This window comes from Flaviramulus sp. BrNp1-15 (genome assembly GCF_022259695.1).
Taxonomy (GTDB): domain Bacteria; phylum Bacteroidota; class Bacteroidia; order Flavobacteriales; family Flavobacteriaceae; genus BrNp1-15.
Map to the genome: position 1 here is coordinate 1,589,252 of NZ_CP092099.1, position 26,045 is coordinate 1,615,296.

At 30.4% G+C, this 26,045-nt stretch carries 23 protein-coding genes and 1 tRNA gene; 9 read left to right on the forward strand and 15 right to left on the reverse strand.

Translation table 11 applies throughout. The features are described 5' to 3' along the window. The first annotated feature begins 80 nt into the window (after positions 1–80). Positions 81–491: a DM13 domain-containing protein gene (locus tag MBM09_RS07045; protein ID WP_238676144.1), complete on the forward strand. Its 411-nt coding sequence runs from the start codon at positions 81–83 to the stop codon at positions 489–491. On the opposite strand, the gene MBM09_RS07050 is transcribed toward MBM09_RS07045, so the two are convergent. After that, entirely contained in the window at positions 483–1,139 is a 657-nt protein-coding gene (locus tag MBM09_RS07050) for an HAD family phosphatase (RefSeq protein ID WP_238676145.1), read from the reverse strand. The two genes, MBM09_RS07045 and MBM09_RS07050, sit on opposite strands and share 9 nt — an antisense overlap. Positions 1,140–1,335: 196 nt before the next feature. Between MBM09_RS07050 and MBM09_RS07055 the strand changes: the two genes are divergently transcribed. Continuing rightward, entirely contained in the window at positions 1,336–2,742 is a 1,407-nt protein-coding gene (locus MBM09_RS07055) for an MATE family efflux transporter (protein ID WP_238676146.1), read from the forward strand. Positions 2,743–2,779: 37 nt separating this feature from the next. Continuing rightward, positions 2,780–3,649, forward strand: a complete 870-nt coding sequence (rlmF, locus tag MBM09_RS07060; protein ID WP_238676147.1) for a 23S rRNA (adenine(1618)-N(6))-methyltransferase RlmF — start codon at positions 2,780–2,782, stop codon at positions 3,647–3,649. Positions 3,650–3,654: 5 nt separating this feature from the next. Here the strand turns inward: rlmF and MBM09_RS07065 are convergent, their stop codons facing one another. The 3 genes from MBM09_RS07065 to MBM09_RS07075 all read right to left on the reverse strand — a co-directional run bounded on the left by MBM09_RS07065 (position 3,655) and on the right by MBM09_RS07075 (position 7,945). Next, positions 3,655–4,323, reverse strand: a complete 669-nt coding sequence (locus MBM09_RS07065) for a DUF2490 domain-containing protein (RefSeq protein WP_238676148.1) — start codon at positions 4,321–4,323, stop codon at positions 3,655–3,657. Between the two features lie 125 nt (positions 4,324–4,448). Then, positions 4,449–6,080, reverse strand: coding sequence for a phosphoenolpyruvate carboxykinase (ATP) (gene pckA, locus MBM09_RS07070; protein ID WP_238676149.1), 1,632 nt, complete (start codon positions 6,078–6,080; stop codon positions 4,449–4,451). 35 nt (positions 6,081–6,115) lie between these two features. Further along, entirely contained in the window at positions 6,116–7,945 is a 1,830-nt protein-coding gene (locus MBM09_RS07075) for an SLC13 family permease (RefSeq protein WP_238676150.1), read from the reverse strand. Between the two features lie 399 nt (positions 7,946–8,344). On the opposite strand from MBM09_RS07075, the gene bshB1 reads away from it, so the two are divergent. The 3 genes from bshB1 to MBM09_RS07090 all read left to right on the forward strand — a co-directional run bounded on the left by bshB1 (position 8,345) and on the right by MBM09_RS07090 (position 12,702). Then, the gene (bshB1, locus tag MBM09_RS07080) at positions 8,345–9,064 is read left to right on the forward strand and encodes a bacillithiol biosynthesis deacetylase BshB1 (RefSeq protein WP_238676151.1); all 720 of its coding nucleotides are present in this window, start codon (positions 8,345–8,347) and stop codon (positions 9,062–9,064) included. Between the two features lie 115 nt (positions 9,065–9,179). After that, positions 9,180–9,253 (forward strand) — tRNA-His (locus tag MBM09_RS07085). A gap of 152 nt (positions 9,254–9,405) precedes the next feature. Then, on the forward strand, positions 9,406–12,702 hold the full coding sequence (locus MBM09_RS07090; RefSeq protein WP_238676152.1) for a VCBS repeat-containing protein: 3,297 nt from the start codon (positions 9,406–9,408) through the stop codon (positions 12,700–12,702). Positions 12,703–12,707: 5 nt separating this feature from the next. On the opposite strand, the gene MBM09_RS07095 is transcribed toward MBM09_RS07090, so the two are convergent. The 5 genes from MBM09_RS07095 to MBM09_RS07115 form a co-directional block, all read right to left on the reverse strand. Next, positions 12,708–14,969, reverse strand: coding sequence for a CRTAC1 family protein (locus MBM09_RS07095; protein ID WP_238676153.1), 2,262 nt, complete (start codon positions 14,967–14,969; stop codon positions 12,708–12,710). A 78-nt stretch (positions 14,970–15,047) separates the two neighbouring features. Beyond that, positions 15,048–16,052, reverse strand: coding sequence for a M28 family metallopeptidase (locus tag MBM09_RS07100; RefSeq protein WP_238676154.1), 1,005 nt, complete (start codon positions 16,050–16,052; stop codon positions 15,048–15,050). A gap of 65 nt (positions 16,053–16,117) precedes the next feature. Continuing rightward, a complete protein-coding gene (locus MBM09_RS07105) occupies positions 16,118–17,170 on the reverse strand; it encodes a M28 family peptidase (RefSeq protein ID WP_238676155.1) in 1,053 nt (350 codons plus the stop codon). A 130-nt stretch (positions 17,171–17,300) separates the two neighbouring features. After that, entirely contained in the window at positions 17,301–17,687 is a 387-nt protein-coding gene (locus MBM09_RS07110) for an FUSC family protein (protein WP_238676156.1), read from the reverse strand. Between the two features lie 9 nt (positions 17,688–17,696). Then, entirely contained in the window at positions 17,697–18,461 is a 765-nt protein-coding gene (locus MBM09_RS07115; RefSeq protein WP_238676157.1) for a DUF3108 domain-containing protein, read from the reverse strand. Positions 18,462–18,650: 189 nt separating this feature from the next. Between MBM09_RS07115 and MBM09_RS07120 the strand changes: the two genes are divergently transcribed. From MBM09_RS07120 to MBM09_RS07130, 3 genes are all read left to right on the forward strand, one after another. Next, the gene (locus MBM09_RS07120; RefSeq protein WP_238676158.1) at positions 18,651–19,490 is read left to right on the forward strand and encodes a universal stress protein; all 840 of its coding nucleotides are present in this window, start codon (positions 18,651–18,653) and stop codon (positions 19,488–19,490) included. Between the two features lie 28 nt (positions 19,491–19,518). Further along, a complete protein-coding gene (locus MBM09_RS07125; protein WP_238676159.1) occupies positions 19,519–20,004 on the forward strand; it encodes a hypothetical protein in 486 nt (161 codons plus the stop codon). Between the two features lie 82 nt (positions 20,005–20,086). Further along, the gene (locus MBM09_RS07130; protein WP_238676160.1) at positions 20,087–20,425 is read left to right on the forward strand and encodes a DUF4870 domain-containing protein; all 339 of its coding nucleotides are present in this window, start codon (positions 20,087–20,089) and stop codon (positions 20,423–20,425) included. 162 nt (positions 20,426–20,587) lie between these two features. On the opposite strand, the gene dnaN is transcribed toward MBM09_RS07130, so the two are convergent. The 6 genes from dnaN to MBM09_RS07160 form a co-directional block, all read right to left on the reverse strand. Then, positions 20,588–21,706, reverse strand: a complete 1,119-nt coding sequence (gene dnaN, locus MBM09_RS07135) for a DNA polymerase III subunit beta (protein ID WP_238676161.1) — start codon at positions 21,704–21,706, stop codon at positions 20,588–20,590. A gap of 173 nt (positions 21,707–21,879) precedes the next feature. Beyond that, positions 21,880–23,547 (reverse strand): gliding motility-associated ABC transporter substrate-binding protein GldG, encoded by a 1,668-nt coding sequence (gene gldG, locus MBM09_RS07140; RefSeq protein WP_238676162.1) that lies wholly within the window; start codon positions 23,545–23,547, stop codon positions 21,880–21,882. Further along, positions 23,540–24,025 carry a hypothetical protein gene (locus tag MBM09_RS07145; protein WP_238676163.1) on the reverse strand — a complete coding sequence of 162 codons (486 nt, stop codon included), beginning with the start codon at positions 24,023–24,025 and terminating at the stop codon, positions 23,540–23,542. The genes gldG and MBM09_RS07145 overlap by 8 nt, the downstream gene beginning before the upstream one ends. Then, a complete protein-coding gene (gene gldF / locus MBM09_RS07150) occupies positions 24,026–24,742 on the reverse strand; it encodes a gliding motility-associated ABC transporter permease subunit GldF (RefSeq protein ID WP_238676164.1) in 717 nt (238 codons plus the stop codon). Then, positions 24,742–25,038, reverse strand: a complete 297-nt coding sequence (locus tag MBM09_RS07155) for a putative quinol monooxygenase (RefSeq protein WP_238676165.1) — start codon at positions 25,036–25,038, stop codon at positions 24,742–24,744. The genes gldF and MBM09_RS07155 overlap by 1 nt, the downstream gene beginning before the upstream one ends. Before the next feature lie 15 nt (positions 25,039–25,053). Beyond that, entirely contained in the window at positions 25,054–25,950 is an 897-nt protein-coding gene (locus MBM09_RS07160; RefSeq protein WP_238676166.1) for an S-adenosyl-l-methionine hydroxide adenosyltransferase family protein, read from the reverse strand. Positions 25,951–26,045 lie beyond the last annotated feature (95 nt).

Consider the following 26,045-nt stretch of genomic DNA (forward strand, 5'->3'; position numbering starts at 1 on the left):
TCTTTTTTTTATGTGAATAATTTTGTAATGTTTAAAGAGGTTTCTCGACCTAATTTTTAATATACTTAAAAACTAACGCTATGAGAACCTTGTATCTACTCTTAATTCTTTTACTTTCTTTTCAATCTTGTTCAACTTCAAATGATGAATCAATGGTTCAAGAAGAGGATATGCAAATGGAAGAAATGTCTGAAACTGTTGAAGGCAGTTTTATGTCTGGTGCTCATCCTACTATAGGGAAAGCAACTGCTAACAATGATAAAATGAAACTTTCATTTACAAATTTTAAAACCGACGCTGGACCTTCGTTAGAAGTGTATTTAGCAACAGATGCTTCGGCTAGTAATTATATAACTCTAGGCGCTTTACAAGGTATAGAAGGCGATTATGAATATATACTACCAAATAATATAGATTTAGAAGTTTATAACCACGTTATTATTTGGTGTGTACCTTTTTCGGTTAATTTTGGTTATGCAGTTTTAGAGTAATTCTGTTATTTTATTATAAGCAATCTCTTTAAAGTCTTTAATAACTAAATCGGCTTTACTATAATCTTGATTTTTAGAGTGAAAGCTATCAAAACCGACGCAGTATAAATCAGCAGCTTTTGCAGCTATAACACCATTGGTAGAATCTTCAATAACCAAACATTCCTTATTACTAAAACCAGTAGCAGAGGCCGCTTTAATAAAAATTTCTGGATGAGGTTTAGATTTTTTTAAATCACCACCACTAAATTTGGCTATAAAATATTTATTCAAATCAAAGCGATCAAAAATTTGATTAATACTAGTCATAGCTGCAGATGAGGCAAGCACTAAAGTTAATCCGTTACTATGATAATCTTTTATCAAATCGAAAACACCATCAATGAGTGTGAGATCTGAGTTACTTTCAAAAAAATGTTTGTAATGCTTACGTTTTAGTGCTACTAAAGTTTCTGGAGCTTCCTTTAAATCAAAATAATCGCATAAACGCTTGCAAATGTTAATGGTAGATTGTCCGGTAAAAGATTCATAGAGTTCTGATGAAACGTTTATACCAACTTCATCAAACATATCATGATACGCTTTATTGTGCATGGGTTCGCTATCAATAATAACCCCATCCATATCAAAAATAACTGCTTTTAACATAAACATTTTTTTGCGAATATATAAGAATTGAAAGTAACTCCCTAGAAATCTATTTTGTAGTTTTAAATATTTTTTCCAATCTTTGTTACTTATGATTGTTTAATTTGACTTCCGTTTAGCCTCAATAATCTTTTGGGCAAAACAAAAGCTAAATGTTTTACACATTTGGTAAGGTTCTACTTTTAATCATTTCAAAATGCAATCAAATAAAATTTCCTTAAAACAATTCATTCAATATTTTAAAATTGCCATAACAGGCAAGGAGCAGGAGTTTACCTCTGGAAGTATACGTAAGGCAGTTTTTATGCTTTCCATTCCCATGATTCTAGAAATGCTCATGGAATCCATTTTTGCTATAGTAGATATTATGTATGTATCTCAAGTTAGTGTAAACGCAGTAGCAACAATTGGTTTAACCGAATCTGTAATAACTTTAGTATATGCTGTTGCTATTGGACTTAGTATGGCTGCTACAGCTATTGTGGCTAGACGCGTTGGTGAGAAAGACTTTAAAGGCGCATCTAACGCAGCTGTTCAAGTTATTTTTCTTGGCGTTTTTGTAGCTGCAATTATTAGTGTAATTGGAATTATATACCCCAAAGAAATTTTGGGACTTATGGGTGGTGAACCCGATTTAATTGCTGAAGGTTACGGCTATACAAAAGTACTTTTAGGAGGAAATGTAACTATCATGTTGTTGTTTTTAATTAATGCTGTTTTTAGAGGAGCAGGAGATGCATCCGTTGCAATGTGGACGCTTGTTTTATCAAATGGGCTTAATATTATTTTAGACCCAATGTTCATCTTTGGTTTTGGTCCTATTCCAGCATTTGGAGTAGAAGGCGCAGCTATTGCAACAACAATTGGTAGAGGAACTGCAGTTTTATTTCAATTAGGTATTTTATTTTTTGGATATAGTAAGATAAAAATTGCTACTAAAGATTTGGTATTACAAATAGGAGTGATGCTCAATTTAATAAAAGTATCTTTAGGTGGAATTGGGCAGTTTTTAATAGGAACATCTTCTTGGGTGTTTTTAATGCGAATTATGAGTGAGTTTGGTAGCGAAGTTTTAGCAGGTTACACCATTGCTATTCGTGTTATGATGTTTACCTTAATGCCAGCGTGGGGTATGAGTAATGCAGCTGCAACTTTAGTAGGACAGAATTTAGGTGCACAAAAGCCAGGTCGAGCGGAAAAATCTGTTTGGAAAACTGGAAAGTACAGTGCTATTTTTATGGGGTTAGTTTCAATAATATACCTTGTATTTGCACCACAAATTATCATTTTGTTTAATGATGCACCAGATGTTGTAAAATATGGTAGTTTGTGTTTACGGGTTATTGCAGCAGGATATCTTTTTTATGGTTATGGTATGGTAGTTATAAATGCGTTTAATGGAGCAGGAGATACTAAAACCCCAACCTACATAAACTTTGTGTGTTTCTGGTTGTTACAATTACCATTTGCATATTTTATGGCCATAACTTTAGGTTTTGGTCCTGTAGGCGTATTTTGGGCTATTACGATAGCCGAAATTTTAATTGCTATAATTGCAATTATTTTGTTTAAAAAAGGTAATTGGAAAAGGGTAGAGGTTTAATGAGTTTTGAAAATATTAAATGAAGTAGAATTAACAAATGAGTAATTTTCATCCAAAAAATAAGCATAAATCAGGTTACGATTTAGATGCTTTATGTAAAGCGTATCCAGATTTATTGCCTTTTGTATTTATAAATAAATATGATAATAAAACTATAGATTTTGCAAACCCTAAAGCTGTAAAATCATTAAATACAGCTTTATTATTTAAGCATTATAATATTGATTTTTGGGAATTTCCAGATACGAATTTATGTCCGCCAATTCCTGGGCGTGTAGATTATATTCATCATATAGCTGATTTATTAAAAAGTTCTGGAATCAATAAAAACATAAGAGTTTTAGATATTGGAACTGGAGCAAGTTGCATTTATCCTATTTTAGGCTATGCTGAATATAAATGGGATTTTATTGTCACAGATATTGATGAGAATTCATTACAATATGCTCAAAATATCATTAATAAAAATGATTTGAGTGAGCATGTAAAATTAAGATATCAAAAAGATGCTTCTAAAATATTAAATGGTATTTTAAATAAAAACGATAACTTTTCGGTATCTATTTGTAATCCGCCTTTTTACAAATCTGAAGCAGATGCTTTAGAAGCTACAATTAAAAAACTTAAAGGTTTAAATAAAACAGAAGGTGACACAGTTAGAAATTTTTCGGGCACACAAAATGAATTGTGGTATAAAGGAGGTGAAAAAGCTTTTTTACATAATTACTTATATGAAAGTTCTTTATTTAAAAATCAGTGTGTTTGGTTTACTAGTTTAGTTTCAAAAAAAGACTTAGTCAAAGGAATGTATAATTCATTAAAAAAATTAGGAGCAACCCATACTAAAACTATTAATATGGGGCAAGGTAATAAAGCATCAAGAATTGTAGCTTGGACCTATAAATAGGGAATTTATTTCTTAGTATGATCTGTTTTTATATATAAACCAACCTGTAATCTGTGTAAATTCAAACCATTTATTTTTCTGTTTAAATAGCCTAATTGCAAATTTGAATTTTTAGAAACATTTATTCCTAGTGCAGAATAAAACCTGTTTTCTGTGTTAATATCTCTTTGTAAGATCGAAACAACTTCATTGTGTAATCTAATAAAAAGAGTTTTGTTTAGAGATATTTTAGTACCAAACCGATAGCGCAAACGGTGTTGTGTTTTATTATTATTTGCTTTATGCAAAAATCTTTGTTCTGCTCTAAAACGATGATCTATGGGTAATTTTACAATTTTATGTTTAAACCCAATTTGTTCAGAAATTCGTTTTTCATAAGTATGTGGCTTGTTTGTATTAAAACCACCATCTATATCTGCATATCCAAGTGCAAATGTAGTGGTAAATTTTGGAGATAATTTATAGTTTAAACCTAAGTTGTATAACCCAAAATTAAAGTTTTCAGTTTCTTCATATAACCAAAATTGAGCTAACGTACTTACGCTTGATTTTTCAGATAGTTTATGATTACCAGAAAAAGTATACCAAGCTCCTAATTCATTTTCAGGGTTTGTTTGTGCATAATTATAAGATATGGTAATAAGCAGTAAGAATGATAATAATCGGGATTTCATGTTCTTTATATAAGATCAGTAATTTAAACTCTAAATATCATATTTTCAGAGCTTTGAGTCTTTTTGTTTTTTTTAAATATAAAAGGAGCCCAAAATGGGCTCCTTTTACGGTCAATAAGAACCTATTAAAAGTGTTCGTGTAAGTGATGGTGTTCATCAATTAGTGGTCCACCTTCAATAATTTGATCAGATGCCTGAGCTGCAAATTTCTCGAAGTTTAAGTGGAATGAGTGAGCTAGTTGAATAGCTTTACCCACATATGCTCCTTTTTGTAACCAAGTGTTCATAGGGTCTAACATCTCTGATGGTACACCTGGACAGTATTTTGGCATGAATAATCCAAAAATGAAGTTTTGTTCGTAATCAACATTATCTAATTCTCCATTAAGGATTGCAGTAATCATTGCTCTTGTGTATTTCAATTTAATACGAGATCCTACTCCGTAAGGTCCAGCACTCCAACCTGTATTAATTAACCATACATTTACACCTGCTTCAGTCATTTTTTTACTTAACATTTCACCATAAACTGTTGGGTGTAATGGCATAAAAGGTTCTCCAAAACAAGCAGAGAATGATGGTACTGGTTCTGTAATTCCAGCTTCGGTTCCTGCAACTTTAGCAGTATAACCAGATATAAAGTGGTAAGCTGCCTGACCAGGAGTTAATTTAGATACTGGAGGTAATACACCAAAAGCATCACAAGTTAAGAAAAATATGTTCTTAGGATTATCTGCGAAAAGTGTTTCCTGAATATTATCTATATGATGAATTGGGTAACTTACACGAGTGTTTTGTGTAATACTGCTATCCATAAAATCTGGCTCACCATTATCTTTAAAAACTATGTTTTCTAGTATAGCTCCTGGTTTAATAGCTCTATAGATTTCTGGTTCTTTTTCTTCTGTAAGATCTATTACTTTTGCATAACATCCGCCTTCAAAGTTAAAAATCGTGTTATCTGGTGTCCAACCATGCTCATCATCACCAATTAATTTTCTATCAGGGTCTGCAGATAATGTTGTTTTTCCTGTACCAGATAATCCAAAGAAAATAGCAGTATCTCCATATTTACCAACGTTAGCAGAACAGTGCATTGGTAACACATTTCTTTCTACTGGTAAAATTAAGTTTAAAGCAGAGAAAATACCCTTTTTCATTTCACCTGTATAAGCAGATCCTCCTACTAAAGCTATTTTTTGAGTAAAATTTAAGATTGAAAAATTACCCTGACGAATACCAAAACCTTTTGGGTCTGGACACTCATATCCTGGTGCACAAAGGATTAACCAGTCTTCTTTAAAGTTTTCTAACTCCTTTTCGCTAGGTCTTAAAAACATATTATATACAAACATGTTAGACCAAGGTAATTCGGTTACTGTTCTAATATTTGTTCTGTATTCTGGATCTGCACAAACGTAGCCATCTCTTGCATAAATTTCTTTTCCAGAAAGATATTTAAGGATTTCATTTTTTAATCGATCAAAATTCTCAGGAGATATAGCCTTATTAGTTTTTCCCCACCAAATTTTATCTGTAGTATAATCATCTTTTACAAGAAAACGGTCTTGAGGTGAACGACCTGTAAACTTACCAGTATTAATAGCAAGTGTACCATTTGCAGTTTCTTTCCCCATTCCTTTTTCTACTGTAATTTTCTGAAGTTCTTCAGGTGATAAATTCCAGTTAACCGTAACGTCTTTTAGTCCATACCTTTCTAAGGTTTTGTCATTTTGAACTGTTCCTGTTGTTTCCATGTTATTCAATTTTAAGGTTCCTATTATAATTTATTTTAAAATGGCCATATTATTGGCACTAGTATTAGAGTTATGATGAAAAATAGTAAGAGTAGAGGAGCGCCTACTTTTAAGTAATCCATGAATTTATATCCACCAGGTGTCATTACCATAGCATTTGTTGTTGTTCCTATTGGGGTTAAAAATGCTGTTGATGCGCTTATGGCAACTACAATCATAAACGGTGCAGGTGAAAGGTTTAAAGAATTTGCGGCAAGTATAGCTATTGGAGCCATTAATACTGCAGTTGCTGAGTTATTTATTACCTGACTAAATGTTGTTGTTAATAAAAACACACCACCTAATAAAAGGATTGGATGTATAGAGCCTAAATAATTCACTAAACCATTAGCAATAACTTGTGCGGTACCTGTTTTTTGTAATGCAATACCCATTGGAATCATAGCTGCAATCATAACTACACTTGTCCAGCTAATACCTTTATAGGCTTTAGATATAGGCACACAACCCGTTAACAAAACTATGCCAGCAGAAATTAGTGCTGCAATAGAGCCTGGTACAATTTTAAATACCATAAAAATAATCATGAGAACTAAAGCTCCCAGAGCAATGTAAGATTTACTATTTAATGCTTCAACATTTTTTGCCATCCCTTCTGGACTACCTATTATAACTAAGTTTTCATGTTGTTTTTTTAAATCATCAATATGTTCCCAAGTACCTCTAATTAAAAAGGCATCTCCTGCTTTTACAATTATTTCTTTTTCCTGAATTGGCTTATTGTTTCTTGAGGCAGCTAAAAGCTGAATTCCAAATCGTTTAAAATAATCACCTATTTTATATTTTCTACCCACTAAAATTGAATTTGGGTTTACAATTATTTCGGTCATTCCTACCTCTTGGTTTATTAAGTTGTGTTTAAGCTCATCTGTAATAGGTTCTAGAGGTAAAAGTCCCAATCTAAAGGTAATCATTAATTTGTTAATCGCCTCAGTATCACCTTTTACGGTAATAATATCATGATAAAGTAATTCTGTAGTTGGGTTTGGAAATTCCTCAAAAGCTGGTATTCCTTTTAATACATTAGGGTGTCTTCTTTTAATACGAATAATCGATACATTATAATTTTTTTCGAATTGCCAATCTTCAATTTTGGTATTAATTAAAGGAGACAAAGAACGTACACGTAATCTATAGTAGTCATCATCTATTTTATAAGCAGCAATCCAGTTATGAAATGTAGATTCAATATTTACAGGTTTATTGTTTGTTTTGTTTTTTGGTAAAAGTCTATAACCAATATATCTAAAATATAAAAGTGCAATAATTAATAGAGGTAAACCAATTAATCCAAATTCAAAGAATGAAAAGCCTTCAAATCCAGCATCAACTAAGGCATTACTTGCAATAATGTTTGGTGGTGTTCCTGTTAAAGTCAATAGACCACCCGTGTTAGAACCAAAGGCTACTGGCATAAGCATTTTAGAAGGTAGTGTACCAATGCTCCAAGCAGAAGATATGGTTAGTGGCGTTAAAGTAGCTACTGTACCAGTATTACTTACAAAACCAGATAAAACACCTGCACCTAATGTAACTATAACTAATAGTTTAGGAACACTTTTTCCTGCCCATTCAACAAATTTCTTACCAGCTAATGCTGTCCAACCTGTTTGTGCAATGCCTTCTCCAATTATAAAAAGAGCAGCAATCATAATAACAGTAGGATTACTAAAACCGCTTAAGGTTTCTGTAGTATCTAAAATACCTGTTAAATATAAACTCAACATAGAAATTAGTGCAACAATGTCTGGAGTAAATTTCCCCCATACAAAGAGACCAATAGTTATAATTAAAATGAAGAGCATTAAATAGATCATATGTTATAATAGTTTATTAGTTTTAACACTTTATTGGTTTAGCTTACTAATTATGATGTAAAATTACTGGGCATTATCACTATTATTTATGACGAATGTCATACTTTTTGTAAGTACGTTATTTTTCAATAATTATAAAAAAATGGTATTATAAAATATTAATAAGAAAAACGAAAACGTGATAGTGATGATGTATTTTTAATTATTCATAATTTATTTTATAAATTTAAGTCTTAAGGTTGTAAAATTTGCATTAAAAAGTAGAGAATTAATGATTTTTTAATAACAATTAATTCTAGTTAGGACTAAAATTTAAGTTTTAATGAATAAAAAATAAAGGATTTTAAAAATAGTATCAATTACTGTAAATGAATTAAATTATAATAAATGAAATTAGATATTCTTGCTTTTGGCGCTCATCCAGATGATGTTGAATTAGGATGTGGTGGCACTGTAGCAAAAGAGGTTGCCAACGGAAAAAAAATTGGGATTATAGATTTAACCAAAGGAGAACTTGGAACAAGAGGTACTGCTGAAACCAGACATGAAGAAGCATCAGCATCTGCCAAAATACTGGGTGTTACGGTTAGAGAAAACTTAGGTTTTGCTGATGTTTTTTTTGTTAATGATAAGCAACATCAAATAGAGGTTATTAAAAAGATACGTAAATACCAACCAGAGATTGTAATTTGTAACGCTTTTGATGATAGACATATTGACCATGGTAAAGGAAGTAAACTGGTAAGTGATGCCTGTTTTTTAAGTGGTTTAGTAAAAATTGAAACTCAAGATGAATCGAGTGAATTGCAAAAACCATGGCGACCAAAATTAGTGTATCATTTTATACAATGGAAACATTTAGAACCAGATTTTGTAGTTGATATTTCAGGGTTTATTGATAAAAAAATGGAATCTGTATTGGCTTATAAAACACAGTTTTACGATGCCAATAGTAAAGAACCTGAAACTCCTATTTCTAGTAAAAATTTTACAGATAGTATAATATATAGAGCTCGAGATTTAGGAAGACTAATAGGCGTAGAGCATGCAGAAGGGTTTAATGTTGAGCGCTATGTGGCTGTAGATAGTTTATTTGATTTAAAGTAGTTATGCTTATAGTTGATTATTTTTTTTAAAATATGAAATAAATATTAAAAAAGTCTTTGTAGAAAAGATTGAAAACAATTACATTTGCACACGCATTACAAAATGCAGTTACACGGTGGTTGTAGCTCAGTTGGTTAGAGCATTGGTTTGTGGTACCAAGGGTCGTGGGTTCGAATCCCATCATCCACCCAAAAGTAAAAGCCTTTCAAGAAATTGAAAGGCTTTTTTTGTTTTCTTCTTGATAATTCTAAGGTTATTAAACCATAGGTTTAATTCTTTTGCTAGCTAGTTCATTTTTTTTACATTTGAGAATCAATCAACTAAACTAAAACTGGCCATTTGTGGCTTATACCATTATGCAAATACTAAAAGTAGTTACATTCTTATTGCTTATTATTTGTTTTTCATGTACAAAGGATAATGTAAAGGTTAAAACCACTAATGCAGGTACTATGTTTACATTACTTTCTAATAACCAAACAAACATTCGTTTTAAAAACGCTATAACTGAAACTAAAGATTTTAATGTTTTAATATACTATTATGCTTATAACGGAGGTGGTGTAGCTGTTGGAGATATAAATAATGACGGATTAGACGATATTTATTTTACTTCCAATCAACAATCAAATAAATTATACTTAAACAAAGGCAACTTTAAATTTGAAGATATTACTAATAAAGCAATGGTAAACGATTTAGAAGGCTGGAGTACTGGTGTAAACATGATAGATATAAATAATGATGGTTGGCTAGATATTTATGTATGTAAATCGGCTTCATTAAATAATAACCAAATTCGAAAAAACAAATTATTTGTTAACCAAAAAGATGGAACGTTTAAAGAAGAAGCACAAAAATGGGGTATAGATGATGATGGATTTTCCATACAGTCTTATTTTTTTGATTATGACAAAGATGGCGATTTAGATATGTTTCTTATAAACCATCGAAATGATTTTATAAATTCTGATCATCTTGTAAACATTGTAACAGATAAAAATCTTATTCCTCAGACTTCCGATCATCTTTATAGAAATGATGGTAATAAATTTACAGATGTAACTATAGACAGCCAGATGGTGAATAAAGAATTTAGCTTGAGCGCCTCAATAGGTGATTATAACAACGATGGATGGTTGGATGTTTATGTTGCTAATGATTTTATAACGCCAGATATGTTATACATAAACAATAAAAATGGCACGTTTACAAATCAAATTAATGCAAGAGTTAAACATACATCATTTAGTAGTATGGGATCTGATTATGCAGATGTTAACAACGATTTTTTACCAGATTTATTAGTTTTAGATATGTCTGCCGAAGACCATAGCCGGGGTAAACAAAATATGCCTAGTATGGATACTTCGGGTTTTTGGAATATGGTTAACTATGGGTTTAATTATTCTTATATGTCTAATATTCTAAATTTAAATAATGGTAATGGTTCATTTAGTGATATAGCACAGTTTGCAGGAATATCAAAAACAGATTGGAGTTGGGCACCACTTATTGCCGATTTTGACAACGATGGATATAAGGATGTTTTTGTGTCTAACGGTATAAAAAGAGAAATTGCAAATCAAGATTTTGGCCGTTTTCTTGATTCGGAGCAAGACTCAATTAATACTATGTCAATTAATCAACTTTTAGATGTAATTCCATCTGAAAAATTACCCAATTATGCTTTTAAAAATACAGGTAATTTATCTTTTACTAAAGTAATTAAAGAATGGGGCTTTGAAAAACCGCTAAATACTAATGGAATAGCTTATAGTGATTTGGATAATGATGGAGACCTAGATTTAATCTTAAATAATTTAGAAGATGAAGCCAGTATATACAGAAATAACTCAACAAATAATTTCATTAACATAAAACTAGAAGGTGATAAAAAAAACCATTTTGGTATTGGAGCCAAAGTAAAACTATTTACCGATAGCACTCATCAATATCAAGAAATGTTTGTAGCACGTGGGTATCAATCTTCTATATCTCCAATACTTAATTTTGGTATAGGTAAAGAGGATAAAATAAACAGAATTGAAGTTGTTTGGGGAGATGGTAAAGTGACTCTTGAAAGCAATATAAAGGCAAACCAAAACATAACTATTAAGCAATCAAAGTCCACTTCATATTCAGAGACAAAACAAAAAAATCCAATCTTTTTTGCTAAAGTTGATACTAAAAAGCTAAATGTTGATTTTAAACATTTTGAAAATAGTTTTAATGATTTTTCTCGACAAGTACTCTTACCACAAAAACAGTCTCACCAAGGACCAGCCATGGATGTTGCTGATGTAAACAATGATGGGTTAGAAGATTTATTTATAGGTGGGGCTTTAAATCAACCATCAGAACTTTATATACAAACCACTAGCGGAACATTCAATAAAACGAATCAACCTTCATTTGAAAGCGATAAAATATTTGAAGATAATGGAGCTCATTTTTTTGATTCAGACGGTGATGGCGATCTAGATTTATATGTAACAAGTGGGGGTTATGAGTTAAATGAAAATGATAAATTATTACAAGATAGATTGTATTTAAATAATGGAGAAGGTAGTTATATAAAATCTAAAGCATTGCCCAAAATGTTAAGTAGCACAAAGGTTGTGGTGTCTTTTGATTATGATAATGATGGTGATTTAGATATTTTTGTAGGTGGTAGAGTCGTGCCAGGAAAATACCCACTTACCCCAAGATCATATATTTTAAAAAATAATAATGGAAATTTTGTTGATGTCACTAAGGTAGTTGCTCCAGAATTTTTTGAAATAGGTATTGTTAACGATCTAATTTTTTCAGATTATGATGGCGATAACGATAAAGATTTAATTGTAGTTGGCGAATGGTTACCTATAACTATTTTCAATAATAATGAGGGAATACTTCAAAAAGCTAATATTTCTTCTTTTGAATATACAGAAGGTTGGTGGAATACTATATCTGAAATAGATTTTGATAACGATGGTGATATGGATTATTTTGTGGGTAACCTTGGCGGGAATAATAAATTTCATCCTTCTATAAAAAAACCACTGCATGTTTATGGTAACAATTTTGATGACGATGGAAATTACGATATGATTTTAAGTAAACTCTATAATGGTACTTTAGTTCCAGTGAGAGGAAAAGAATGTTCTACTAGCCAAAACCCATTTGTAAGTAAAAAAATTAAATCTTATAAAGAGTTTGCAAATTCAAGTTTGGCAGATATTTATGGCGATGATATGCTTACAAATTCTTTTCATAAAGCGGTTTATGAGTTTGAATCGGTTTATATTGAAAATAAAGGTAATGGAGTTTTTGAAATACATCATTTACCTAGTGTAGCGCAATTAGGTCCAACTATGGCGTTTGTATTTACTGATGTTAATCATGATGGGCATTTAGATGTAATAGGCTCAGGGGCAATACATGAAGCCGAAGTTGAAACAGTAAGATATGATTCTAATACGGGTTATATTTTATTAGGAAACTCAAAAGGAGATATGAAGCCTTACCGAGATGTTAGCTTTTACAATAACATGAACGCTAAACAAATGAAACTTATTGATATTCATAATGAAAAACATATTGTTATTGCTAATAATAATGCACGAGTATTAATATTTAAAATACGAAAGTGATTTTTTTAATGATGATTATGATGTTGCATTTCATTATTACTTTTAGTTTTAAATACCAAGGTTTTTAGGTTAAGCACATCAATAGCATTTCCTTCTACTATTTTAATGGTTTTGTTAACTTCAATATCAGTAAACTCACTAACATTTTTAGTATGATGTGGCCATTTAACAATTAATTTTTTAATCAAAGTAGCCTTACCCAAACCTATTTCTGCCATCATACTATTACCACCAAAGCTTGCATCTGTACCAACCGAATAATAAATACTACGCATTTTACCATGCTCTTCTATAGTCAAAATAAGTTTTGCTCCAATAGCACAGCGATTGCTTTCTTTACCCTGTAAAACTATATTTATCCAATTATTTTTATTTCCTAATGGATTTTCAAAAAGTAAATTTTGAAAAGTATCTCCCTCAAAGGCACCACCCATAACAGCATATATATCTTGGTCTCCATCTAAATCTAAATCACCAAAACCAATTGCATGTCCTTTTTGAATATGTCCAAAACCAGCACTATAAGTAATATCCTCAAATTTACTACCACTAATGTTATGATACATTCTGTTTGGTACTATTGAGAAATAATCAGGATCGCCAGTAGCAAGATAAAAATCTAAAAACCCATCATTATCTAAATCACCAAAATTGCACCCCATTGTAGCAATGGGTTCATTTAAGTTTGAGCTTAACGAAACTTCTTCAAATGTACCATCACCATTATTTTTATATAGTAAAGGGTGATTTATTGGTTTATTAGTTTTTATATTTTGCATCATCATTTGTGCAGGTAAATTTTCAACTGTAGAATATCCTGAAACAAAAATATCTTCAAACCCATCATTATTATAATCAAAAACCCAGGTAGGAAAACTGTAAATAGGCATGCCTACATTGGCTTGTTCCGTTTTTATCTTAAATGACGGACTTTCATTTTCTTTGGTTGTATTAATGTACAAGGTGTTTTCTCCTGAATAATTTGAAAGATAAAGATCTGGGTACAAATCATTATTTAAATCACCACTTGCAACACCTTTAAAAAAGCCTATTGCGGATATACCGGCTTCTTTTGTTATATTTTTAAATGTGCCGTTACTTTGATTTAAAAAGAGTTCACATTCACTTTTTTTATTTTCAGACCACTCGTTGGCAATAAATAAGTCAACCCATCCATCAAGATTAAAATCGGACCAAACAGCTGTTTGTGTAGGGTTGAGAGAGTATATACCAGAAGCTATAGTAACATCAGTAAAAGTGCCATCACCATTATTTTTCATTAGTGAATTTGGTATTCCACCATTATTAGATAACCAAGCACCTCTTAAAATTATAAAATCTAGATAACCATCGTTGTTATAATCAGCATGCCTTAAGTTTAGTCCACCAGTAACACCTTTTAAACCTGCATCAATAGTCTTATCTATAAAACTTCCGTTTTGGTCATTTTCAAAATACTTTATTTGGTCTTGAAATCCCCATGATGAGGCTATAATATCTAAATAGCCATCTCCGTTAAAGTCATCAACACAAGTGCCTCCAGCATTTTTATTTTCAGCTACACCTAAATCCATAGCAATATCTGAAAACTTCGGAAAATTTGTTGCACTAGAAAAATAAGATTCTGGTATTCTATATTCACTAGGTACATTTTTCGGGTAAGTACCTAAAGTCATATTTGCGATGTTTAATAAGTATTGGCACTCGAGGTCGTTTGGGTTGTTCTTTAATAATTCATTTAAAATATTAATAGCTTTTTCTGCGCCTTCTTTTAACTTATGTTGTGCTTTTGGAGATATGGGTATAATACAAGATTCGTTATTATGATTGTTAAGGCAATTATCAAGTTCAGCTTTTCTTATGTAAGCAATAGCCAGTTGCTTTTTTATAACAAACAATATTTGAGATTTGTTTTTTATATTAGATTGTTCAATAGTCGATAAAACTTCGTTTAACGTAGCAATTGATTCTTCGGTTTTACCAGCATTAAGTAGTTCCATTCCATAAGTAAACAAGATATTTACTCTATCTAAACCGTTTAAATTTTGAAGTTTAGCGGCTAGAATATTTACTTTTTTGCTGTTAAGAATATATGGAACGTTTTGAACATCAATTTTTGCAACTGCTTCTTCAACTTTTTTAATCATTTCCTTGGTAGGTTCGTCTGGCTCTCCTTCTTGTATAGAAATGACTTGGTCTAGTTTAATAGATTGTTCTTTTTTTTTATTGTTGCAGTTAAAAAATAGGAGTATAAAAAAAAGCCCCAATATTACGAAGAATTTGTTTTTGTAATATTTTAGGAGCATTGTTTTAGGATTTGTTATGTTTTATTATGTAATAATTAGCTAATCCAACTTTATTCTTTCATCCCTATTCGCTAATTCCCAAGCGGTGTGAAAAATTAAACGCGTTCGCGTTTCTAAAAATTCGTAGTTAATTTTGTCTGGTGTGTCGCTAGGTCTGTGGTAATCGGCATGTGTACCATTAAAGTAGAAAATAACCGGTATATTATTTTTGGCAAAATTGTAATGATCTGAACGGTAATAAAAACGATTAGGGTCGTTATCATCATTGTAAGTATAATCAAATTCTAAATTAAAATACTCTTTATTTACCTCTTCAGAAAGGTCATGTAATTCTTTGCTTAATTTATCTGACCCAATTAAATATAAGTAGTTTTCACCGCCTTCGTGCTTTGGGTCTACACGACCAATCATATCAATATTTAAATTAGCAACAGTATTTTCTAAAGGGAAAACAGGATCTTCATTAGCATAATATCGAGAACCAAAAAGACCTATTTCTTCGCCAGTTACATGTAAAAAAAGAATAGAACGTTTGGGGCCATTTCCCTTTTTCTCAGCAGCTTTAAAAGCTTCTGCAATTTCTAAAATAGCTACAGTACCAGAGCCATCATCATCTGCACCATTATTAATATCGCCATTTTTAGAAATTCCTATATGGTCTAAATGAGCTGAAATGACTATAACTTCGTCTGGCTTTTCAGAACCTTTAATGTAAGCTAGAACATTTTCTGAGTCTTTTATACCATCACTAAAATAAGAAGCTGGAATATCTTGAAAATAATCACCTTCTGTAATTGGAGAAGGAATATTTGCAGATAAGTAATGATTTTTTATAAATTCAATTGCTTTTTTTTGTCCGGGTTCGCCAGTTTTTCTGCCTTCAAAATCATCAGATGCATAGGTGTAAAGCATATCTTTAAGCTCACTTGCTGTGATAGTTTTTGCATAAGTTTCTGGAGCAGATGATTTTTTAGACTTATTTTGAGAAGAGCTACATGATGTTATAAACAATGTAGCGCAGAGGAGAATTGCTAGATTTTTCAAACTTATAAATTTTAATTATTGGCACTATATTACGAAAATGAATTTATACGAATATGTTTTTCAATTTATTTTAACAATTCATTATCTCTATCTAAAACCAAACGGTGTTCTTTATTTGCAATTTCCCAGGCAGTAGTAAAAATAAGTTTTGTGCGTTTTTCTAATAACGGGTAATCTATTTTGTCTGGTGTATCGCTTATTTTATGGTAATCTTCATGCTCTCCATTAAAATAAAAAATAACTGGAATATCTTGAAGTGCAAAATTGTAGTGGTCTGATCTGGTGAAGTAACCATTTCGTTCTCCCTCAGCATTATATTTGTAATCTATATTAATATTAAAATAGGTGTTATTTACTTTTTCAGAGAGGTAATGAAGCTCTTTACTTAATCTATCTGAACCAATTAAATAAATATAATTTTTATTGTTTTTGTGTTTGTCATCCACACGACCAATCATATCAATGTTTAAATTAGCAACAGTGTTTTCTAAAGGAAATACAGGTTTCTTAATGTAATAAGCAGAACCTTGTTTACCTATTTCTTCTGCAGTTAAATGAAGGAATAAAATACTTCTTTTTGGTCCGTTTCCTTCATTTTTAGCTATGTTAAAAGCTTGAGCCATTTCCATTAATGCCACTGTTCCAGATCCATCGTCATCTGCACCTCGATATACTTTTCCATCTTCAGTAATACCTAAATGGTCTAAGTGAGCTGAAATAATAATAACTTCTTCAGGTTTTTCACTTCCTTTAATGAATGCTAAAACATTTTCAGAACTATTAATATCATCTGGTAAAAAGTTTGATGGTATAGTTTGATAATAATTATCTAGACCAATTGGAGCACTAATATTTTGGTTTTGATAATATGATTGTATAAACTCTGAGGCTAATTTTTGCCCAATTTCTCCAGCTTTTCTACCTTGAAACTCTTGTGAGGAAAACTTATAAAGATGCGTTCTTAATTCTTCGGTAGTTATTGTATTTACATATTTTGCAACTAAAGTGCTGTCAGATAGTTGAATACTATCTTTTAAATTTTCAATTTTTACAGTGTATTTAGGAGTGGCACAAGTGCCAACTAATGCAAAGAGAGAGAGAATACAAAATGCTTTCATAAGTATATTAAACAGGTTTTAATCCCATAAAACTTACTATTAACTCATTCTCTGGGGCAGGAAAATTTTAGTCTAGTAGCTTAATTAATAATAATAAAAGCAAATATATATATTTATAAGGAAATACTTACTATTCGATTGGAATATCTTCTAAATCAGATTCTTCAATTTCTAAGCCTTCAAGTTCTGAGTCATCAATATCTAATTCTTCTAATTCTTCAATGGCTTCTTCTTCAAGTTTAATTTCTGTAGCTTCTAAAACTTCTGTATCTGCTACTTTAGTTTCTGTAAAAATAGCTTTGTAAGTAGTTAGTGCAAGTGCAATAATTGTTAGAAGAAAACTAAATTGAATTATTTTTTTTACTTCTCCAGCCTTTTTAGATAAATAAAAGGCTATAAGGCCAAAAACTAACGCAAGTATAGCAGGAATAATGGCTAAATTTGAAACAGGTAAAACAGAAAGTAAAACAGCAAATATTGATGCAATTACCGCTAGAATAGTAAATAATTTTTTCATGATAATATTTTAATTTTTTAAACCTGAAGCAGATTTTATTTTTAATTCGCCATTACCAACAGGTATTTTAAACTTGCCATAAACAGGAATCTTATTTTCATCGGCAGTAATCCATAAAAGATTATTTTTACCCTGAAGCACATCAGACTCACTAGAGCCTATAGCTAATTTGTAACATTCTTTTCTTCCAATAGCAGTAGATATTGTTTCTTTACCCAAATATGTTATTTTTCCTCTTACTTCTTTTCTATCGAAAATTATTGGAAGAGTTTTACTAGAACCTACAGACATATTTGCAAAATCAAACAATCTTATATAATACAGTGTTGATACGATATCTTTTGTACCAGAGCTTATTGAAACACTTTTGTTTTCTACTTGGTTTTTCTTTTTTTTCTGAACAGATTTAACTGTTTTTGTTTTATGGCTAAAAGTGTACTTCATATTTTTATAATAAGTACCTTCATTAATATCTCTATTATATAAATATGGAGTTAAAGTTTTTGGGTTTACATAGCTTTCGTATAAATCTCTTATTTTGAAAAAATTATCCCATTTACTGTATGTTGTTGCCGTACATTTTAATCTTAATAATGTAGCTTTAGAGGTTTTAACAGGACTAGTTTCCATAGTAACTTGTGCTATATCTGTTAAAATTCCAGACATGTTATATGAAGCTGTGTAGGTAAGTTTTTCATTAATACCAATAGTATTGTTTTGAGCGCTTAAGTTAAGTGTAACAAGGCAAATTAATAATAGGTGTATACGTGGCATGTAATTTTGTTTTAGGTTATATAACGCATCAATTAACATTTATTGTGCCGAAAATACAATGCTTAAAATTATTATACTAATTTTTTTATTTCACCAGTTAATTTGTAAAGTAGTCGTTAGCTGACATTTATCATAGTTTTAACTCTTTAATCAAACTATTTTTACTTTAGAATCTATTTAACTGTTGAAATGAAAACTATTTTATTACCCACAGATTTTTCAAATAATTCTATTAATGCAATTAATTACGCTATAAAATTATTCGAGCATATTGCCTGTGATTTTTATATTTTAAATGTACAAAAAGCGTCTTCTTTTATTTCTGATGATATGATGACTGTTTCATCATCTGCAACTATTTACACTACTTTAGTAAGTGCCGCAAAAAAATCTATTACAAATATTATTTCTAAAATTGAAAAAACAACCAATAACAAAAACCACACATTTCATTCTATAGTAGATTACGATAATTTTGTTGATGCCATTAATCAAACCTGCCAGAAACATGATGTTGATTTAATTATTATGGGTACCAAAGGCGCTTCGGGTTTAGATAAAGTAATTTTTGGAAGCAATACAGTACGTGTTATGCAGCGATGCATTGTACCAGTTTTAGCTATTCCAGAAGGCTGCACGTTTAAAAAATTAGATACTATTGCTTTTACCAGTAGTTTTAGATCATCTTATTTTATTAAGGATTTAAAACCTTTAAAAGATCTAGTTAAATTATATAACACAAAATTAAAAATATTGCATGTTGAAGAAGACTATAATTTTAAAGAAAAACTAAATGAAAATATTAAGTTTTTTAAAGAACATTTTATTGATGTTACTTTTGATAGAATTATTTCTAATGGAAAAGATATTTACACCAGCATCCATGACTATGTGATTGAAAAGGATATAAAAATGATTGCTATGTTGAGTAAAAAACATCCTTTTTTAATTCGCTTGTTTTCTAAACACTCCGTTGAAACATTTGCTTTTAAAATTGATGTTCCGTTTTTAGTTATGCACAATTCTTAAAAAAACCAGAATTTTAAAAAGTTAAAAAATGAAAAATACATGCTTATCTGTTTTTCTGCTAGTACTAATGTTTACCAGTTGCAAAAATTCTAATAATAACCAATCTTACACAACACAGAGTCAAAACACAAATATAAAAAAGGATACGGTTCATCCAGGTGAAAAACTAATGAAAGTATATTGTTATTCGTGTCATGATGCCACTACAAGCGAAGATTTAAGATTAGGGCCGCCTATGATTGCTATTAAAAGACGTTATATTTTTAAGGATACTTCAAAAGAAGAATTTATTAACGATATACAAGAGTGGATTAAAAACCCAACTGAAAAAAACGCAAAAATGTATGGTGCAGTAAAACGTTTTGGTGTAATGTCTAAAATGTATTATCCAGAAGATATAATCGCAAAAATAGCTGATTATATGTATGATAATGACATAGAGCAACCCGAATGGTTTGAAGAGCATTACAAACAAAATATGGGCAATAGAAACCGCAATAGAGGTGGTTTTTAACTTTATTCACAAAAATATTATTTCTCTGTAACATTTTTTGATTGTATGCGTCAAATAAGTATCAATCAAAAAAATCGCCATCATGAGAGAAGATAATCAACTTTTAGTCATAACACATTTAAGTCAGTTAATAACCTTATTTACAGGTTTTGGTAGTTTATTATTACCGCTTGTGCTTTGGTTAACACAAAAAGAAAAAGTGTATCAAATGGATACACATGGTAAAAACATTGTAAACTTTCAGTTAAGCTTAATAGTTTACTGTCTTATATGTATACCTTTAATTTTATTATTCGGTTTAGGCTTATTAGGTTTTTTAATTTTAGGAATAGTATCTATTATATTTCCTATTGTAAATGCCATTAAAGCCAGTAGAGGAGAAACAGCTACTTATCCTTTCACCATTAATTTTATTAATTAGAACATAAAACTCTTTATCTCTTAATTTTATTAGTTAGTTAGTATGAGATAAAAAAAAGCTCACCATATGGTGAGCTTTTTATATATAGCTAAAGCAAAATTCTTAAATTGTTTAGTTGGTAAAATGTTGTGGTGAAAAATAAATTTTGCCTTAGCTTAAAAATTAACTATTTAACATTACAGGCATTACCAGCATAGTAATTTGTTCGCCTTCATCTAGTCCATCAACAGGTGTTAAAATACCAGCTCTATTAGGCATACTCATTTCTAATTGTACTTCATCAGAGCTTAAATTATTCAACATTTCGGTTAAAAAACGTGAATTAAAACCAATTTGCATATCATCACCTTGATAATCGCAAGTTAATCGCTCTTCTGCTTTATTACTGTAATCTATATCTTCTGCCGAAATATTAAGTTCTGCACCAGCAATTTTTAAACGTATTTGGTGTGTTGTTTTGTTAGAGAAAATACTAACACGACGTACAGAATTTAAAAATTGATTTCTGTCTATTACTAATTTATTAGGGTTTTCCTTAGGAATAACCGCTTCGTAATTTGGGTATTTACCGTCAATTAAACGACAAATTAGCTCAGAATTTTCAAAAGTAAATTTAGCGTTAGATTCGTTGTATTCAATAGTAACATCATCTTCACTAGCTGCTAAAATTCCTTTTAAAAGGGTTAAAGGTTTCTTTGGCATAATAAATTCTGCAACTTGATTTGCTTTAATATCCTCGCGTGTATATTTTACTAATTTGTGAGCATCAGTAGCCACAAAGGTTAATCCTTGTGTAGAAAACTGAAAAAATACACCACTCATTACCGGACGTAAATCATCATTTCCTGCAGCAAAAATAGTTTTGCTAATAGCAGTTGCTAGAACATCACCAGTTACAACAGTTTTACTTGGGTCTTCAAGAGCCACAGCTTTTGGGAATTCGTTACCATCGGCATAAGCTAATGCGTATTTACCGTGGTTAGAACTTATTTCTACAGTGCTATTATCTTCAACAACAAAGGTTAGAGGTTGCTCTGGAAATGTTTTTAAAGTATCTAACAATAAACGTGCAGGAATGGCAACGCTTCCGCTACTGTCACTCTCAACATCTAAAGATGAAGACATTGTGGTTTCTAAATCACTTGCAGAAACGGTTAATTTTGTATGATCTAATTCAAATAAAAAATTATCTAAAATTGGTAAGGTGTTTGAATTATTGATAACGCCACCTAAAACTTGTAATTGTTTTAATAAATATGTACTTGATACTATAAATTTCATGTGTTAGTTTATATTTTTTTTAAAGATCACATGCAACATTTATTTTGTGTTTATAAATACCATAAGGCATTTATTATAAATGTTTCATCTAAAATAGCTTAGTTTTTATTGTAATTATACTACTTACAAATATATTCCAATCCCTCTTTATTTGGAAAGAAACTTATTAACATTTAAGACGCGTATTTTTTCTTTCTTAAGTAATTAAAAAAGAATCCAAAGATACCTAGTAATACCATTGGTAATGCAATGTTTATGAGTTGCCACTTAGTTTTTTCTGATGTTATTTTTTGCTGATTTAAGAATGCTACGGCTATTTCTTTAGACCGAATGTTTATAAGTCCATCATCGTCTAGCAAATAATTAACGGTATTCAACAAAAATTCTTTATTGCCATAGGTTTGTCCTGTCCAACGGTCAAAACCTAATTCTTGCGGTGTATTTCTAATTACATCGTTTTTTATAACATCACCATCAGCAATAACTACCATTTTGGTTGGTACACTTTTATTTTTTTCTTCCGAAAGGGTAAAAGGTTTTATAAGATTATTATAAGCCGAATTAAATTCACCTTCAAGTAAAACGGCTAATGTTTGGTTACCTTTATTAAAACTTGCAGGATCTTGCTCTTTAGTCACTAAATTTAAGTTAATTTCTCTTGGAGTGCCTTCAAGCTTTGTTAAAGGAGCAGATTCTAAAAGGATAGTTTTTTTAACACTGTTTTTAAGTGTGTCAATTTGATTTGCAAAATCAAACCTTACCAAATTTAAATTGTTTACAATTGGATGATTATTACTTGTTGCAGCTAATGGCGAATAAGGCCATCTTAAATTTTGAAATTGAGACTCGCTACCACTTCCCATTGCCAAAGTTATAGGAGCAGAGTATAGGGTGCTTACCATAACCGGATTTATACGAACGCCATATTTAAAGAAAAAATCGGTTAAGTTTAAATCTCTTGAAATAGCAAAATTTCGTCCAGCATCATTATAAAGGCTGTCCTTTTCCATGACTACGGCATCAATTAACCAAAGACTTTTACCACCATTCATAGTGTATTGGTCTAAAACAAACTTTTCATTTTCGGTAAATTGTTCTGTAGGTTTTGCTGAAATAATTAAGTCGAAACCCCTTAAATCTGTTAATGTTTTTTGCGGATTTTTAGACACACTGTCTAATGTAAAAGGTGCAATAAAATAATATTCACCAAGCTTCTTAACAAAGTCTGCAATATACTTGTCATCAAGTTGTTTGTTACCTTTTAAAATAGCAATTTTCCGTTTTTTAGGTTTTATTAATTTGCTGAATCCATCTGCGAAAGCGTATTCTAGATGTTGTACAGAATTACTAACTAAGTCTTGTTGCGAAGCACCTATTTTATTTTTTACTAAAGGAATAATAACCGTTTGCTCATTATAACTAGCTAATGCCCAAGGAAAAATTATAGCTTGCGACGATTTTCCGTTTTCTTGAATGCTTAATTGCATAGGTGTTAACCCCCTTTGTGTTAATTGTTGAATATTTCGTTCTCTAGTTGTATCATCTTCTAGCGGATTAATAAAATTAAAGATGATGTTTTTGTTTTTTGCTGAAAACTCTTCGAGTAATTGTTTAGTTTCTTTTTGAAGACGTCTGAATTCCGAAGGAAAATCATCGCCTTCTAAAAATATATCGACAACAATAGGTGATTCAATGTCTTTAACAACATTTATGGCAGATTCACTTAAAGTATAGCGTTTATCTGAAGTTAAATCGAAACGTTTATATACTTTACTGCTAATAAAATTAATCGCTATTAAAACAATTACCAGTAAGACTATATGTTTTAAATTTTTATTCAAATTTTTGTTTTAATTGATATTGTTTAATTGTATTTACTCTATTGTTGCTAAATGAAAACTCAACACATTCCTGCATTTTATTAAAGGCGCCAGGTTTAATACCTAAATTATAGTTCCATTTTTCGGGAGAATTTGCTTTAATTGAATCGTCCCATCCAAACCATTCACTTTTGCCTAAAAGCATTTCTACTTCGCTTTTTGTTTTTCCAGTAAACAAGCTTTCATCAACAATATTACCAATCATTTCGTAACGTAAAGCAGGTTTTTCTTTCCAAGCTTCAGTATTAAAATATTTTTGATGATGATAACTGCTAAATATATTCAACATAGGATAAAATAAATAAAAATAAACGATAGGAGCTAAAACTAAGCTTATTAAAAATGTTAACCATTTACGTTTATCAATAGTATTTATAAATAACCAAACCAGTATAAAAACAACTACTAAAAAAACAACAAACAAAGGAGTAATAATCATCTATTTTACTTTGCTAATGTTAAGTTTAGTAAGCATTAGGAAAAATACCGTAATGCTTAAAAAATATAATATATCGCGAGTATCTAAAACACCACGACTCATACTTTTAAAATGTACGCTCATACCCAATTGTTCTATAAAATTGCTTGAAGTAAATTCTGCAACACCTTCAAAACCAATATAAAATATAAAACAAATAAAAACCGCTGTAATAAATGCAACTATTTGATTATCTGAAATAGTTGAAGCAAATACTCCAATTGCTGTATAAGCAGCAACTAAAAATAATAAACCAAAATAGGAGCCCAGTGTACTACCCATATCTAGATTACCAATAGGATTTCCTAATTGATAAACGGTATAAACGTATAATAAAGTTGGTAAAAGAGCAATGAGTATTAAAATAAAAGCTCCAAAATATTTTCCTAAAACGATATTAATTAAAGAAATAGGTTTAGTGAGTAGAAGTTCTAAAGTGCCTTGTTTTTTTTCATCAGAAAAACTGCGCATAGTAACTGCAGGAATTAAGAAAATTAAAATCCAGGGCGCTAATAAAAAGAACGACGATAAATCTGCAAAACCGTAATCAATAATATTAAATTCTCCCCTAAACAACCATAAAAACAAACCATTTAAAACTAAAAAAATGGCAATAACCAAGTAGCCAATTGGCGATGCAAAAAATGAGTTTATTTCTTTTTTTAGAATTGCTAGCATTATTTTAATGTTTGTAACTTTTCAACACTCCAAGCTTTTGCAGGTTTACTAAAAAGAGGTTTTGTTTTAGACCAAACAGAATTAAATAATTCAGATTTTCTGTAACCTTCTAACGCTTCTTCAGATTCCCAATAACTATAAGTAAAAAACACAGTTGGATCTTTTACGTCTCTATATAATTCTAAAAACTGGCAACCTTCAAAATTTCTAATGCGTTGTTTTGTGTCTTCAAAATTAGAAAGAAAAATTTCTATATTTTGTTTGTAAAATCCCATTTTAACTATTCTAACTATCATAAAATCATTTACTTTTTATTGGTAATCACTTGCTTTTGTAACATTCTGTATTATTTCCTGCCCTTTTGGAATTACAGGCGATGAAATAAAATGTACACTCACAGCATCCATTAAACCTAAGCCTAATAATGTTGATGCGCTACCCACTGTTTCACTATTACTCTTGTAAACGGCAATTTCTAAAAAATCACCAGAATTAAAAACCACTAATTTTCGACCCTCATCATGTCGTTTGTTTTCAGGGATTTCAAAGTTTACAATATCGCTATATTTTTTATGTATTTTTTTAAACGTATAGTTGCGTGCAGAAATTTCAAAATCACGTCCTCTTTGGATGGTTTCAAAAAAGGCACGTTTAATATTTGTTACCACATTTCCGTAATTGTCAATATAGATGATGCTGCCAATAATTTGCGTTTTATCATCGTTTACATAGGGTACAATGTTTTTTATTGGTTTTATGTTGGTTATGTTTTTACCAATAACTTCAAGAGTTCCACCACGAGCAATATGGCAAGCTACTTTTACAAAAACATCTAATACAGGAAAACTGGTTTGAATTTTATCGTGTATGTTAATTTCAACAATTTTTTCTGGAGCAATTTCAGAACAAATCATACTCATAATTCCATTGTTGGCACAAATAAAATAGTGACCGTCAAGTTTTATAGCAATATGTTTATTTTCAGCATTAATTTCAGAGTCAATACCAATAATGTGGATAGTGCCTTTAGGAAAACTATTATAGGCGTTTTGAATAATATATGCTGCTTCAGGAATGTTAAATGGTGAAACAGAATGTGAGATATCAACAATCTTAACATCGGGTAGCTCACTATAAATGGCGCCTTTAGTTGCGCCAGCAAAGTAATCTTTTTCACCAAAATCGGTGGTTAATGTTATTATGGCCATTTACAAAATTGTTGATATGTTTTTAGCAAAGTGTCACTCAAATTTATGTATTTTTGAGTTTCATACAAACCTACATAATTTTTTCGTTTTCGTTT